This window comes from Streptomyces sp. NPDC004667, assembly GCF_040609475.1.
Taxonomy (GTDB): domain Bacteria; phylum Actinomycetota; class Actinomycetes; order Streptomycetales; family Streptomycetaceae; genus Streptomyces.
In genome coordinates this window covers 13,804-27,124 of sequence record NZ_JBEXKC010000029.1, presented here as the reverse complement: position 1 = coordinate 27,124, position 13,321 = coordinate 13,804, and the positions used below count along the sequence as shown (strand labels likewise).

Sequence of the window (13,321 nt, the reverse complement as noted above, 5' to 3'; positions counted from 1 at the left end):
TAGTTCCCTTCGCAACGGCTGACGCATGCCCAACGGCCGGGCCCCGCCCCGGCCGAGGTCGGCATCCCCATGAGCGACCACCCCGAAGCATCATCGAACGAGAGCGGAACAATGCATTCTTCGGCCACCGACGTGTCCCAACCCGCCCACCCCGCCCGCGCCGGTCTCTCCGGGCTGGTCGGCAACACCCCCCTGCTGCGCGTGTCACAGCCCCTCGCCCCGCAGGGGCGCGGCTTCTGGGCGAAGCTGGAGGGCTTCAACCCCGGGGGCATCAAGGACCGCCCCGGCCTGCACATGGTCGAGCGCGCCCGCGCCCGCGGGGAGCTGCTGCCGGGGGCCCGCATCATCGAGTCCACCAGCGGCACCCTGGGTCTCGGCCTGGCGCTCGCCGGAATGGTCTACGGGCACCCCGTCACCCTCGTCACCGACCCCGGCCTCGAGCCGTCGATGACCCGGCTGCTGACGGCGTACGGGGCCCTGGTCGACGTCGTCCGCGAACCGCACCCCGCCGGCGGCTGGCAGCAGGCGCGCCGGGACCGGGTGAGCGAGCTCATGGGGCATCACCCCGGCTCGTGGTGCCCGGACCAGTACAACAACCCCGACAACACCACGGCGTACACCCCGCTCGCACTCGAACTGGCCCGCGAGCTGGGCCACATCGACGTCCTGGTGTGCAGCGTGGGCACCGGAGGGCACTCCGCGGGCGTCTCGCGCGTCCTGCGGCAGCTCTACCCCGACCTGACGCTGGTGGGCGTCGACACCGTGGGCTCCACCATCTTCGGGCAGCCCGCCCGGACCCGGCTGATGCGCGGCCTGGGGTCGAGCATCTACCCCAGGAACGTGGCCTACGAGCAGTTCTCCGAGGTCCACTGGGTCGCCCCGGCGGAGGCCGTGTGGGCGTGCCGTCAGCTCGCCGCCTCCCACTACGCGGCCGGCGGCTGGAGCGTCGGCGCCGTCGCCCTCGTCGCCGGCTGGCTGGCCCGCACCCTCCCGGAGGAGACCCGGATCGCGGCGGTGTTCCCCGACGGGCCGCAGCGTTACCTCGGCACCGTGTACGACGACGACTACTGCGCCGCGCACGGCCTGCTGGACTCGCCCCCGGCCGACGAACCCGATGTGATCGCCGGCCTGGACGAGAGGGAGGTCACGCGCTGGACCCGCTGCGCCGCGGTGGTGGACCCGCTCACGCTGCGCGGGGCGGAGGGGCGGACCCGATGAGGAGCACCCTCGCGCAGGTGCGTTCGTACGAACGCAGCGTCCAGCTGCTGATGGTCAACCAGTTCACCATCAACCTCGGTTTCTACATGCTCATGCCCTACCTGGCCACGCACCTGGCCGGCCCGCTCGGGCTCGCCGGCTGGACGGTCGGGCTGATCCTCGGGGTGCGCAACTTCAGCCAGCAGGGCATGTTCCTCGTGGGCGGCACGCTGGCCGACCGCCTCGGCTACAAGCCGATGATCATCGCCGGGCTGGTGCTGCGCATCGCCGGTTTCGCGACGCTCGGGCTGGTCGACTCCGTGCCCGCGCTGCTCGCCGCCTCCGCGGCCACGGGCCTGGCCGGGGCCCTGTTCAACCCGGCGACCCGGGCCTACCTGGCGGCCGACGCGGGTGAGCGCCGTGTCGAGGCGTTCGCGCTGTTCAACGTCTTCTACCAGGCGGGCATCCTGCTGGGGCCGCTGGTGGGCATGGTGCTGACGGGCGTGGACTTCCGCGTCACCTGCCTGGCCGCCGCGGGCATCTTCGCCCTGCTGAGCGTCGTCCAGATCCGGGCGCTGCCCGACCGGCGGGGCAACGACGCCGAGGACCGGACGGCCGGCCCGCGCGAGGGCGTGCTCGCGCAGTGGCGGCGGATCCTGGGCAACCGGCCGTTCCTGCTGTTCTCGGTGGCCATGATCGGTTCCTACGTGATGACCTTCCAGGTCTACCTGGCACTGCCGCTGGAGGTCCGGCGCCTCGGCGGCGAAGGCGCGTTCGGTACGGCCGCGGTGGCGATGCTGTTCGCGGTCTCGGGGCTGAGCACCATCCTGTTCCAGACCAAGGTCACCGCCTGGTGCAAGGCGCGGATGGCACCGGGCCGGGCGCTGACCTGGGGGCTGCTGACCATGGGGACGGCCTTCCTGCCCCTGCTGGCCGCCACCGCGCTCCCGGCGGTGGGGTCGGGGCCGCTCGCGCGGCTGCTGGCCGCCGGGCCGCCGGCGTTGTCCGCCCTGCTGCTGGCGGTGGGGACGATGGTGGCGTACCCCTTCGAGATGGACACCATCGTCCGGCTCTGCGGGGACCGGCTCGTCGCCACCCACTACGGGCTGTACAACACGGTCTGCGGGGTGGGCATCGCGCTCGGCAACCTGCTCACGGGCGCGGCGCTGGACGCGGCCCGGTCGGCCGGGATGTCCGCACTGCCCTGGCTGGCGCTGTTCGCGCTCGGCCTCGGCTGCTCCGCCGCGGTCTACGGGCTCCACCGCACGGGCCGGCTCGCACCCCCCGTACGGGCCGGTGCCCGGGCCGGTGCCCTGACCGGCTGAGCGGCGGCGCGCCCCGGTCCACCTCCCGGAGGAGGGGTGGACCGGGGCGACCGGGGTCAGGCCTTGCGGAGGCGGTCGATGATGCCGTCGAGGTCCCGGGTCATCATGTAGTCGCGGACGAAGTGGCCGCCCGGCTCCTCGTGCCACTCGTGCGGGATGCCGGCCCGGTCGAGGGCGCCGCGGAACTCCCGCTGCCCGGCGAGCACCTGGGTCTCGTTGAAGGTGTCGAAGGCGTTGGTCCGGTCGGGGCTGGTCCCGGCGACCAGGAAGACCCTCTTGTTGCGGTAGCTCTCGATGCGCTCCATCGGGTTGTCGGCGGTGACCCTCGCCTGGTCCCAGGGGGTGCCGTAGACGGTCGCGCCGCCCAGGTCCAGGGCGGCGGAGGACAGGTTGGCCCAGTGGACCACCGCGCCGCCGTCGCGACGGATGCTGGCCGGGCCGGAGTGGGAGCTGACCGAGGCGAAGTGGCCCCAGTACTTGGCCGCGTACTTCAGTGCGCCGAAGCCGCCCATGGAGAACCCGGCGACGGCGCGGCCGTCGTACTCGGCGAACGTGCGGAAGTTCGCCTCGACCCACGGGAGCAGCTGGTTGATGTGGAACGACTCCCAGTTGCGGGGGCCGACGTTGGAGCCGACCGGGTTGGAGTACCAGCCCGCGTGGCCGCCGTCGGGCATCACGACGATGATCGGCTTGCCGGCGGTCCAGGCGCGGATGTTCAGGGGCGGGCGGTCGAAGGTGATGAAGTCCTGGTCGGTGCCCCCGCCGTGGAAGAGGTAGAGGACCGGGTAGGTCCTCCCGCTGGTGTGGTAGTCGTCGGGCAGCAGGACGTTGACGGCGGGCTGCCAGCCGATCTCGTTGGTCGCGAAGCGGTAGTACCACATGCGGGGGTCGGCCTCGCCCCGGTCGACGATGTGCAGTCCGGCGGCGTCGCCGACGGCGGCGGCGGACGTGGCCGCCGCGAGGACGCCGCCCGCGCCGAGGGCCGCCGCGGCGGAGAGTCCGCCGACGGTCCTGAGGACGCTCCTGCGGGTGGGACGGTACTCGTTCACGATGATCTCCTGGTCGCGAAGTGGTCTTGGTGAAGCCTTGATTGACGTTCCATCAGTTGGTGGTGGTCCAGGTGCCCCGGGAGGGGTTCCAGTGGATGGTGGCGTTCTGGAACCGCTGGGCCCTGCCGCCCGGCTCGTCGACCTCGTCGGCAACCGGATAACCCAGCACCCGCTCGTTCCCCCCGGCCCGGAACGCGTCGAGGATCGCCCCGTGCACCACGTGCGCACCCGTCTGCGCCGACCACAGGAACAACGCCCGCTCGAACGCCTGGTAGCGCCCCAGCGTCCCGCCCGGCGACCGGCCCGCATCCGCCTCGTCCATCACCGGGAAACCCCACGCCCGCTCCGCGTCCGTCGCCCAGAACCGCGCCAGGATCTCCCCGTACACCGCGAACGCCACGTCCGGACGCCAGATCACCATCCCGTTCGCGAACACCTGGAACCGCCCGCCCAGCATCGCGTCGCGTTCACCGGAGACGGGCTGCCCCAGAGGTCCGCCGGGGCCGCCGAGGGCCGCGTACTTGGACCCGATCGCGCCGTAGGGCATCAGGTCGTCGAGCCGGTCGTACCGGCGGGGGGTGAAGCCGCGCAGACCGTCGTTCCATGCCCGTTCCTCGGGGACGTGCCCGAAGTCGTACGTCTCGCGCACCACCGGCCGTGTGTGGGCCTCGTCCGCCCAGCGGACGAAGAGCGCCACGTGGTCCGTGCCGCCCGAGTCGCGCAGCAGGGCGTCACCGGGCTGGAGTTCGTTCGCCGGGATGTCCGAGGTGACGTTCCACAGGGTCCAGGTGGTCAGCGAGGAGTCCAGGTTCCAGGCCATCGACACGTAGCCCGAGCAGTCCGGGCGGTAGCAGCCGAACCGGTTCTCGTGGCAGCCGCTCTGGTCGTACGGGACCTGCTCCGCGATCCAGGACCAGGCGCGGTCCATCACCTCGCCCCGCCCGATGGACCCGCCGCGCTCCGAGGCGCTCGCGGCCGGCGCCGCCCCGAGGCCGAACGCCAGGGCCGCCAGGGCCGCCAGGGCCGCCAGGGCCGCCAGGGCCAGTGCCAGCGCCGCCGGTGTGCGCCGCGTTTTGCGTGCTCCCATGTCGGTCCCCCGTCAGTTGGTGGTGGTCCAGGTGCCCCGGGAGGGGTTCCAGTGGATGGTGGCGTTCTGGAACCGCTGGGCCCGGCCGCCCGGCTCGTCGACCTCGTCGGCCACCGGATAACCCAGCACCCGCTCGTTCCCCCCGGCCCGGAACCCGTCGAGGATCGCCCCGTGCACCACGTGCGCACCCGTCTGCGCCGACCACAGGAACAACGCCCGCTCGAACGACTGATAACGCCCCAGCGTCCCGCCCGGCGACCGGCCCGCATCCGCCTCGTCCATCACCGGGAAACCCCACGCCCGCTCCGCGTCCGTCGCCCAGAACCGCGCCAGGATCTCCCCGTACACCGCGAACGCCACGTCCGGACGCCAGATCACCATCCCGTTCGCGAACACCTGGAACCGCCCGCCCAGCATCGCGTCCTCCTCGGCGCGGACCGGAGGGCCGAGGGGGCCGCCGGGGCCGCCCAGGGCCGCGTACTTGGACCCGATCGCGCCGTAGGGCTGGAACGCCTCGTCCCGCATCTGCCGGGCCGTGCCCTCCGCCTGGGGGTAGCGTTCCGGGTAGGCCGAGCGCTGGACGGCCTGGGCGAGTTCGCCCGCGCTGCCGCCTTCCATGCCGGGCTCCATCTGCTGGGCCACCTCGAAGAACTTGTTCGCCGCGTAGTCGACGTCGAGGACCTGCTCGGGCGAGCCCCAGCCCTGGGAGGGCCGCTGCTGGAAGACGCCGAGCGAGTCGCGGTCCCCGCAGTTCAGGTTGTTCATGCGGGACTCCACCCAGCCGGTCTCGAATCCGGCGAGCATCACCTTGTCGGACACGCCGCGCCGTTGGCCGACCTCGTAGACCTTGCGGGTGACCGCGATGTCCCGCTCGGGTGGTATCGCGCAGAACATCTCGGCTGTCGCCGGGTGCCCGAGGGGGCCCGGCACGCCGGGCGGCGGTCCCGCCGCCCGGACCGGTCCGCCCAGGGTGGTCGCGGTGGTCAGGGCCAGCGCGACCGCCAGCCCCCGTCCCGCGCGTCGTGCGGCCGGTCCAGGCACCTGTGTGCTCCTTCGTGAGGGATGTCGGGGGGTCAGAACCAGCTCTGGTAGGGCGTGTCGTTGCACGCCCACGTGCGGAAGCCCAGGGAGCTGTCGTCGATGCACCGGCCGGTGGCCTGGTTCTGCAGGCGGATGCTGCCGTCGCCCCAGACCTTCACCCACCAGCTCTGCTCCGGGCTGGAGTTGCAGCTGCCGACGGTGCGGAACCCGTTGTCGGTGTCCTCGACGCAGCGGCCCGTGTTGACGTTGCGCAACTGCCGGGATCCGTCGCCCCAGACGTGCACGGTCCACAGTTGCGGGTTGCTGCCGTTGCAGCTCCAGGTGCGGAACCCGTTGGAGGTGTCGTCCATGCAGCGGCCGGTCGCCTGGCTGCGGAAGCTCTGGACGGCGTCGGCCGGGCGGGCGGGGGCCGCCGAGGCGGTGGGCGCCGCGGCCAGGGCGGTGAGGGAGGTGAGGGCGGTGAGGGCAAGGGCCTTGCCGAGCAGGGGGGTTCGTGTGACGTGCATCTGTGCGGTTCACTTCCATCCGTGAGTGGACCCGCGCCCGCTGCCGGCGGGCGTGGGCACGGTCCGCGGACCGGGCAGACCGCAAGTTAGCGGCGGGGCAAGGGGCGGGGGCATCCGCAACGTTCCGGAGTGACGGCGGGGAGCGCCGGCCGCAGACTCGGGGCAGCCGCCGCCCACGCGAAGGGACCCTCGGTGCGGGAACCCGTCAGCCGGCGGGGGTGGGGCGCGGGCATTCGGGGACGGTGGGGCGGTCCTTGGTGCGCACGGCCGGCAGCCAGGCGGTGGGGCGGGCCGCGTCCTCGGGCAGGCGGACGCGGAACCACTCGACGGACACGGCGTCCGATTCGTCGATGATGGGCATCCCCCGGGGGAGCAGGCAGTCCACGGCGAGGACCTGTCCGTCCCACACCCGGGTGGCCACGACGTTGTCGGGGGTGTAGGCCTTCAGCGGGTCGATCGCCAGGCCGAGGCTGCACCGCGGGATCCGGTCCGTCCGGTTCCGGCACCCCTGCTCGGCGTTGAACACCCTCAGGCTGCCCGTGGTTTCGGTCCGGGCGGCGGGTGACACGTCGCGGGCCCCGTGGGGCCAGAGTGCGACGGCCGCCCCGCACACGGCGGCGCCGGCCAGGAGGGCGGCGCGGGCCCGGCGGTGGATCCGGCGTGCGGGCGGGGGCGGGGAGGCCGGGCCCGCGACGCCCGGGCCCTCTGCCGGCCGGTCGGCGGCGATGCGGCGGAGCAGGGTCTCGGCGGTGTGCGCGGCGCGGGCCTCGTGGGTGGGCGCCAGGCAGTCGGCGGCCAGTTCCCGCCAGAACGGCGGTACGGCGTGGTCGGTGCGCAGCGCGGCGCGGCCCTCGGCGTACTCCTGGGCCGCCGCGGCGCGCGCCATCGAGGTGGCGCCCGGGAAGGGCGGGGCGCCGCCCGCGAACACCTCGTGGATCACGATGCCGAGCGCCCAGACGTCGGCGCTGGGCCGTACCTGGACGCCGTGTTCGCCGAGCGGTGCGCGGCGGCGCTCGGGCGGGAGGTAGTCCAGGGTGCCCATCGGGGGTGCGTACCCGTGGGTGCCGTGGGTGCCGGTCAGTTCGGTGGCGAGGCCGAAGTCGGCGAGTTTGACCGAGCCGTCCGGCATCAGCAGGACGTTGTCCGGTTTGAGGTCCCCGTGGACCCAGCCGCTGCGGTGCAGGTGGGCCAGCCCCTCACAGATCCCGGTGATCAGACGGGCCCCTTCGGCGACGGTCACCGGGGCGGCGAGCCGGTCGCGCAGGCTGCGTTCGGCCCGTTCCATGACCAGCACGATCGCGCCGTCCAGGTACGGGTGGCCCGGTTCGCTCAGCACGAAGGAGTCGAGCAGGCGGATCAGCCGGGGGTGTCCGGCCCGGCGGGCGAGCTCGACCTCGCGCCGGGCGGATTCGGCGATCGCGCGGGCCTGGCGGGGTGCGAGTCCGCCGGTCGGCAGGACCTTCAGGGCGACCTCCCCGGGCCGGCCCGCGTCCGCCGGGGCGTCGGCGGCCCGGCGGCCCGCGTGGACCGTTGCCCAGCCGCCGGCTCCGATCGGGCCGGTGACCTCCCACGCCCCGACGCGGTGGCCGCGCGGCAGCGGTTCGCCGCGGTCACTTCCCGAGGCGTCGGCCGGGCGCTGCACCCTCTCCTCCTCCGGCCCGGGGCGGCAGCAGCGCGAGGTGCTCCTCCCGCACCAGCCCGAACCGCAGCGCGAGGCCGACGAGAGTCTCCCGCTTGCCGTTGCGCCGGGGCCCCCTGCCGGGGCCGGTCTCGGCGGGGGCGCTGATCCGCGTCTTCTCGTCGGCGAGGTAGTCGATGTGCGAGCTGACCGCGCGGGCCGTCAGCTGCGCGCAGCCCGGCAGTCCCGCGAGCCGCTCGACGATCTCGGGGGTGGTGGGCACCGCGACCGGGGACTCGTCGCGCAGCCGTGGTTCGCAGAGCGCGACCAGCACGAGGAAGTAGATGGCCGTCTCGTCGAGGGAGTACGCCGTGACCGTGGGGCTCCCCCAGGAGGCGCCCGTACCGGCCGGGTCCAGGTAGACGTGGTCGGGCGCGAACACCTGGAAGGAGACCGTGGCCTCCCCGCGGGTGGGCAGCACGACCCGGGAGAACTCGAAGGGGATCGGTGCCCCGGCCCGGCGCGGCGGCACCCGCAGGTACTCGCCGGCTCCCTCCGGGTTCTCCACCAGGTAGCTCTGGGTCGTGCTGTGGTTGCTGAGCTGCCAGTGGTCGTCGGTCACCCGGATCTCCCCGGCGAGCCGGGAGATCGCCGCGTCGACGAGGCGCAGTTCCACGGGGGTCGTCTCGGAGCCCCGCCCGAAGCGCGCCGATTCCCCCGGGCCCAGCCGCAGGGTCACCGCGTCACCGCTGCCCCGCGGCAGGTGGATCAGTACCCCGCTCACGGCCCCCTCCTCGCTCCGTGTCACCGGTCGTCACGCGGCGAAGGGTACACAGGCCGGACGGGGGATCCCGGGGGTGCTTTGGCTGCTTTCGTAGCCCCGCGCCGTCCCGCGCGGTCCTGCCGGCCGCTTCGGCGGCGCCGCGCGCGGGCCCGCCGGTGGCCTTCGGCGCCGCGCGGCGGGAGCCCGGCCGGGTCGGGGGCCGACGCGGACCGGCGGGCCCCGCCCCGGCCCGGCGGGGCGCGCCGCCGCTGGTCAGGGGCCGGATCGGGGCCGCCCGCCGGTCCACGTCGGGCGCCGGGTCCCCGGGTGGCGGGCCGGGGCGTACGCGGGAAGGGGGCTCGGAGCCGTCGGGCGCGCCGGCCTCTTCCCCTGCCACCGGGCGGGCCGGGCGACGGCCCGGCGCGGGCCCCGGAGTCGGCCGGAACGGGCCCGGGACTGGCGATTTTCCGGCGGGAACCGCGTCAACGTCGTTGACACCGGGGCTGGTTCCGGCCCCGCACGGCCACCGGCGCGCAAACTCCTGGCCGAAGGATCCACGGAGCGCTAAGATCACCGCGATGACCACCGAAACCCTTCACAGATCGGGGGTCCCGTCCACGCAAGGTGAGCGCTGATGCTCACTCAGGACGTGTACGGGGATTCCCGCCTTTCCCTGTGGCTGCGCGTGCGCGAGTTCGCCGTGCCGGCCCCCATGATCGAAACCGCCACCACCCGCCGCCGCGCGGGGGACTGGGCGGGCGCCTGCGCCGCCGCGGGCATCGACCTCGACCTGGACCTGCGCCGACTGGCGCGCACCCACGGCCGGGACCTCGCGGCGCGGATCCGGGCGGACCTGCGCCATCTGGCTCCCGACCTGTTGCGCTGGCACCTGCCGCGGATCGCTCCCGACGGGCTGCTGCGTCCCGGCCTGACCCTCACGCTGGCCCGGTACGAGGGCGCGGGGTACGACGGTTCGTGCCCGGTGCACCTCGTGGTGCGGACGCCGCCCGCCTGGGCGGACGCGGGCCAGCGGTTCAGCCTCGCACTGTACGACCGCTCCCTTCCCGAACCGGGTGAGGCGCGCCATCCCCACCCGCGCCCCGACCGGCGGTTCCGCCTCGACCTGCACCGCCACCTCTGGGACGCGCGCCGCAGCGACGAGCTGCGGATCCGCGCCGGAGCGGGCGCACCGGCGGCGGGCGGTGGCGCCGTCGCGCGTCGGAGGCTGCCGGAGCTGCCGGGGACGGTCCCGGACGGGCACCGCTTCGCCGTCGACCGGTGGGCGGCCGAGGCCGGGATCCTGCTCCGCGCCGAGGGGCGCACCGCCGGAGCCGTCACCGTACGGCTCGGCACGCGTCGGCAGCTGCTCCTCGACCTGGCTCCGGACGGGGACGGCTCCGGGCCGCCCGCGCTGCGGATCACGGCCGTGTCCGGGGACGCGGCGGCCTCCGGGAGCGGGGGCCGCGACGCGCGCGTCCCGCCCGTCCTGCCCGATGCGGCGACCCGGGTGGCGCCCGACCTGGAACTGCTGCGCGCCGGACTGATCGAGGCCGGTCGGCTCCACCCCCTGGTCGCCTCCGCCCTGGAGCCCGGGTACCGGCCGGCCGGCCCTCGACGGGACCCGGACCCGCCCGGCGGGCCCCGGCTCGTCGAGTGCCGGGGTGCCCGGCACCGGATCGGCCCGGTCGGCGGGGTGCTGACCGCGCTGGACCACGGCCCCGACGAGATCCGGCGCGAGGAACTGCTGGTGGCGCTGGGCGGGACTCCCCTGCCCTGCCTGCGCGCCATCGACGAGGCGCACCGCCGTCCCGACTGCCTCACCGGCGTCCGCGAGCGCCTCGACCACGGGGACACGGCCGGCGCGCTGGCCGTCGTGGAGGGGCTCCTCGGACCCGACGCGGTGCTGCGGGGCGGCGCCCTGCGGGACGAGCTCCGGGCGGCGGCGCAGCGGCGCCTCGTGTACGGGCTGTTCCGGGCGGGCCTGGCCGGGCCCGGGCCCGGCCGCGTCCCCGACGGGCGCGGCCGTCCGCGCGGCCCCCGCCCCCGCCCCCGTCCCGCGACCGCCCGCTGACCCCTCCGGCCGACGTCCGCCGTACCCGCCGTACCCCTGTTTCCGCATGCCCGCCCGTCTTCCGCGAACCCACAGGTGATCGATATGTCCGCGCTGTCCTCGTACGCCCCTTCCCCTTCCCCCGCCCGCACCGTCCCCCCGGAGTCCGCCCCGCCCGCCCGGCTCGACGTCGCCGGCGACCTGCTGGCCCTCCTGCGCGAAACCACCACCGAACCCCGTCCCGACATCCAGCTGGAAGCGCTGACCCTGGCCGTGGCCGCCGACCTGCCCGTGCTGCTGTGGGGTGAGCCGGGGATCGGCAAGACCGCCGCCCTGACCCAGCTCGCCACGGCCCTGGACCTGCCGCTGACCACGGTGATCGCCAGCGTGCACGAGCCGTCCGACTTCTCCGGACTGCCCGTCATCGGCGACGACCCCGCCGTCCAGGGCGTGCCGATGGCGCCGCCGGACTGGGCCGTGCGCCTCGTGCGGGCCGGCCGGGGGCTTCTGTTCCTGGACGAACTGTCCACCGCGCCACCCGCCGTCCAGGCAGCCCTGCTGCGCCTGGTGCTGGAACGGAGGATCGGCGCGCTGCAACTGCCGCCCGGGGTACGGATCGTGGCCGCCGCCAACCCGAGGGGCTCGGCGGCCGACGGCTGGGAGCTGAGTCCGCCCCTGGCCAACCGGTTCGTCCACCTCCAGTGGACCCACGACCACCAGGTCGTCGTACGCGGTCTCGGCGGGACCTGGCCTCGCGCGACCCTGCCCACGCTGGACCCCGGACTCCTGCCGGAGGCCGTGGCCTTCGCCCGCCGCGCGGTGTGCGGACTGCTCACGGCGCGGCCCGAACTGGTCCACCGGCTGCCGAGCGGCGAGGCCCGCCGGGGCGGTCCCTGGCCGTCGCCCCGGAGCTGGGACATGGCCCTGTGCCTCACCGCCTTCGCGACGGCCGCGGGTTCCTTCCGGGAGGTGCTCTCCCTGCTGGTCCGGGGCACGGTGGGAGACGGCCCGGGTCTGGAGCTGCTGGCCTGGCTGGACCGCATGGACCTGCCGGACCCGGAGACGCTGCTCGCGGATCCGGCCCGAGCCGAGCTGCCGGAACGGGGGGACCTGCGCCGGACCGTACTCGACGCGGTGGTGGCCGCCGTCCGGGCGCGCCCGGGGCGGTCCCGCTGGGACGCGGCGTGGGCGCTGCTGGTCCGGGCGCTGGAGACGGGGGCCCCGGACCTGGTGGTGGTGCCCGCGACGACCCTCGCCGCGCTGCGGCAGGAGGACTGGGACGTGCCACCGGAGATCGAGCGGCTCGCCGGGGTGGTGACGCTGTCCCGGCGCGCCGACCGGGCGGCGGACCGGGTCGCGGGCCGGGCCGGCGCGGAGGCCGGCGCGTGACCGGGGGCACCGCCGGGACGCTGGACCTCGACAAGCTGTTCGCGGCCCGGCTGTACGCCGTACGGGCCCGGCCCTACCTGGCGACGGCCCTGTTCGCCCTGCACGTCGTGGAGTCGCCCCGGGTACCTACGATGGCCGTGGACCGGCACTGGCGGTGCTACGCCTCGCCCGGGTTCGTCGAGCGCACCCCGGTGGAGGAGCTCGCCGGGGTGTGGGTGCACGAGGTGTCGCACCTGCTGCGCGACCACCACGGGCGCGGTGACCGGCTCGCGCGGGAGCAGGGGCTGAGCGGGCCCGGGGACCGGCTGCGGATGAACATCGCCGCGGACTGCGAGATCAACGACGACGCCTTCGGCGACGGGCTGGTGGTACCCGAGGGGGCCGTCACACCGGGGACCCTGGGGCTGTCCCCGGGGGAGCTGATGGAGGACTACTTCCGCCAGTTCAGCCTCGGCGCGGGCACCCTGCACCTGAGCTGGCTGGACTGCGGCAGCGGGGCCGACGGACTGGACCGCGAGTGGGACCTGGGCCCGGACGGGGCGCACGGGCTCAGCGAGCAGGAAAAGGACGCGGTCCGTTTCCGGGTGGCACAGGGCATCACCGGCCGCCCGGGGAGGGCCTCGCGGGGCTGGCGGCGGTGGGCGGACGAGGCGTTCCACCCGCCGCAGCCGTGGCGGGAGTTGCTGGGGGCGGCGCTGCGCTCGGCCGTCTCGGGTTCCGGCGCGGGCGAGGACTACACGTACGGGCGGCCGTCACGGCGTTCCGCCGGGGTGCCGGGCGCCGTCCTGCCGAGTCTGCGGCGCAGGCCGCCCCGGGTCAGCGTGATCATCGACACCTCCGCCTCGGTGAGCGACGCCGAACTGGGCAGCGCGCTCCTCGAAGTCACCGCGATCTCCCGGGCCGTGGGCGGACGCCGCGACCTCGTCACGGTGCTGGCCTGCGACGCGGCGGCCCGGGTGGCGGACCCGCTGTGCCGTGCCGAGGGGTTCGCGCTGGTGGGCGGCGGGGGCACCGATCTACGGGCGGGATTCGCCCGCGCGCTGCGCACGGCCACGCGGCCGGACGTGATCGTGGTCCTGACCGACGGGCAGACCCCGTGGCCGCGGGACCGGCCCGGGTGCCGGACGGTGGTGGGTCTCTTCCCCCGGGCGCCGTCGTGGAGCGAGGAGGATCCCGACTACGTTCCGGACGCGCCGCCCGCGTGGGCCCGGGTGGTGGAGATCGGGTAGTCCCCCGGTCCATACGGGGTCGAGAGGTGGGCCGGGGCGAGCGGGGTGCCGGGCGCCGGAGGGAGGG

At 75.1% G+C, this 13,321-nt stretch carries 11 protein-coding genes; 5 read left to right on the top strand and 6 right to left on the bottom strand.

Annotated features, from left to right (window positions below; translation table 11 throughout):
- Positions 1-111: 111 nt before the first annotated feature.
- Positions 112-1,218 (top strand): PLP-dependent cysteine synthase family protein, encoded by a 1,107-nt coding sequence (locus ABZW32_RS18315; protein WP_356217094.1) that lies wholly within the window; start codon positions 112-114, stop codon positions 1,216-1,218.
- Positions 1,215-2,522: an MFS transporter gene (locus ABZW32_RS18310; RefSeq protein ID WP_356217092.1), complete on the top strand. Its 1,308-nt coding sequence runs from the start codon at positions 1,215-1,217 to the stop codon at positions 2,520-2,522. Before ABZW32_RS18315 ends, ABZW32_RS18310 begins: the two co-directional genes overlap by 4 nt.
- A 56-nt stretch (positions 2,523-2,578) precedes the next feature.
- On the opposite strand, the gene ABZW32_RS18305 is transcribed toward ABZW32_RS18310, so the two are convergent.
- From ABZW32_RS18305 to ABZW32_RS18280, 6 genes are all read right to left on the bottom strand, one after another.
- A complete protein-coding gene (locus ABZW32_RS18305; RefSeq protein ID WP_356217090.1) occupies positions 2,579-3,571 on the bottom strand; it encodes an esterase family protein in 993 nt (330 codons plus the stop codon).
- Between the two features lie 52 nt (positions 3,572-3,623).
- On the bottom strand, positions 3,624-4,658 hold the full coding sequence (locus tag ABZW32_RS18300; protein WP_356217088.1) for a hypothetical protein: 1,035 nt from the start codon (positions 4,656-4,658) through the stop codon (positions 3,624-3,626).
- Positions 4,659-4,670: 12 nt separating this feature from the next.
- Complete coding sequence (locus tag ABZW32_RS18295) at positions 4,671-5,699, bottom strand: hypothetical protein (protein WP_356217086.1); 1,029 nt, start codon at positions 5,697-5,699, stop codon at positions 4,671-4,673.
- Between the two features lie 32 nt (positions 5,700-5,731).
- Positions 5,732-6,205, bottom strand: a complete 474-nt coding sequence (locus ABZW32_RS18290) for an RICIN domain-containing protein (protein WP_356217084.1) — start codon at positions 6,203-6,205, stop codon at positions 5,732-5,734.
- Between the two features lie 205 nt (positions 6,206-6,410).
- Complete coding sequence (locus ABZW32_RS18285; RefSeq protein ID WP_356217082.1) at positions 6,411-7,847, bottom strand: serine/threonine-protein kinase; 1,437 nt, start codon at positions 7,845-7,847, stop codon at positions 6,411-6,413.
- Entirely contained in the window at positions 7,816-8,607 is a 792-nt protein-coding gene (locus ABZW32_RS18280) for a serine/threonine protein kinase (RefSeq protein WP_356217080.1), read from the bottom strand. Before ABZW32_RS18280 ends, ABZW32_RS18285 begins: the two co-directional genes overlap by 32 nt.
- Positions 8,608-9,220: 613 nt before the next feature.
- Here ABZW32_RS18280 and ABZW32_RS18275 point away from each other — a divergent pair.
- The 3 genes from ABZW32_RS18275 (at position 9,221) to ABZW32_RS18265 (ending at position 13,254) form a co-directional block, all read left to right on the top strand.
- The gene (locus ABZW32_RS18275) at positions 9,221-10,657 is read left to right on the top strand and encodes a hypothetical protein (RefSeq protein ID WP_356217078.1); all 1,437 of its coding nucleotides are present in this window, start codon (positions 9,221-9,223) and stop codon (positions 10,655-10,657) included.
- A gap of 84 nt (positions 10,658-10,741) precedes the next feature.
- Complete coding sequence (locus ABZW32_RS18270) at positions 10,742-12,025, top strand: MoxR family ATPase (RefSeq protein WP_356217077.1); 1,284 nt, start codon at positions 10,742-10,744, stop codon at positions 12,023-12,025.
- Complete coding sequence (locus ABZW32_RS18265; RefSeq protein WP_356217075.1) at positions 12,022-13,254, top strand: VWA-like domain-containing protein; 1,233 nt, start codon at positions 12,022-12,024, stop codon at positions 13,252-13,254. The genes ABZW32_RS18270 and ABZW32_RS18265 overlap by 4 nt, the downstream gene beginning before the upstream one ends.
- Positions 13,255-13,321: the final 67 nt, after the last annotated feature.

Coding starts and splice junctions, on each gene's coding strand:
- ABZW32_RS18315 (WP_356217094.1), top strand. CDS start 112: ATGCATTCTTCGGCCACCGACGTGTCCCAACCCGCCCACCCCGCCCGC.
- ABZW32_RS18310 (WP_356217092.1), top strand. CDS start 1,215: ATGAGGAGCACCCTCGCGCAGGTGCGTTCGTACGAACGCAGCGTCCAG.
- ABZW32_RS18300 (WP_356217088.1), bottom strand. CDS start 4,658: ATGGGAGCACGCAAAACGCGGCGCACACCGGCGGCGCTGGCACTGGCC.
- ABZW32_RS18290 (WP_356217084.1), bottom strand. CDS start 6,205: ATGCACGTCACACGAACCCCCCTGCTCGGCAAGGCCCTTGCCCTCACC.
- ABZW32_RS18275 (WP_356217078.1), top strand. CDS start 9,221: ATGCTCACTCAGGACGTGTACGGGGATTCCCGCCTTTCCCTGTGGCTG.
- ABZW32_RS18270 (WP_356217077.1), top strand. CDS start 10,742: ATGTCCGCGCTGTCCTCGTACGCCCCTTCCCCTTCCCCCGCCCGCACC.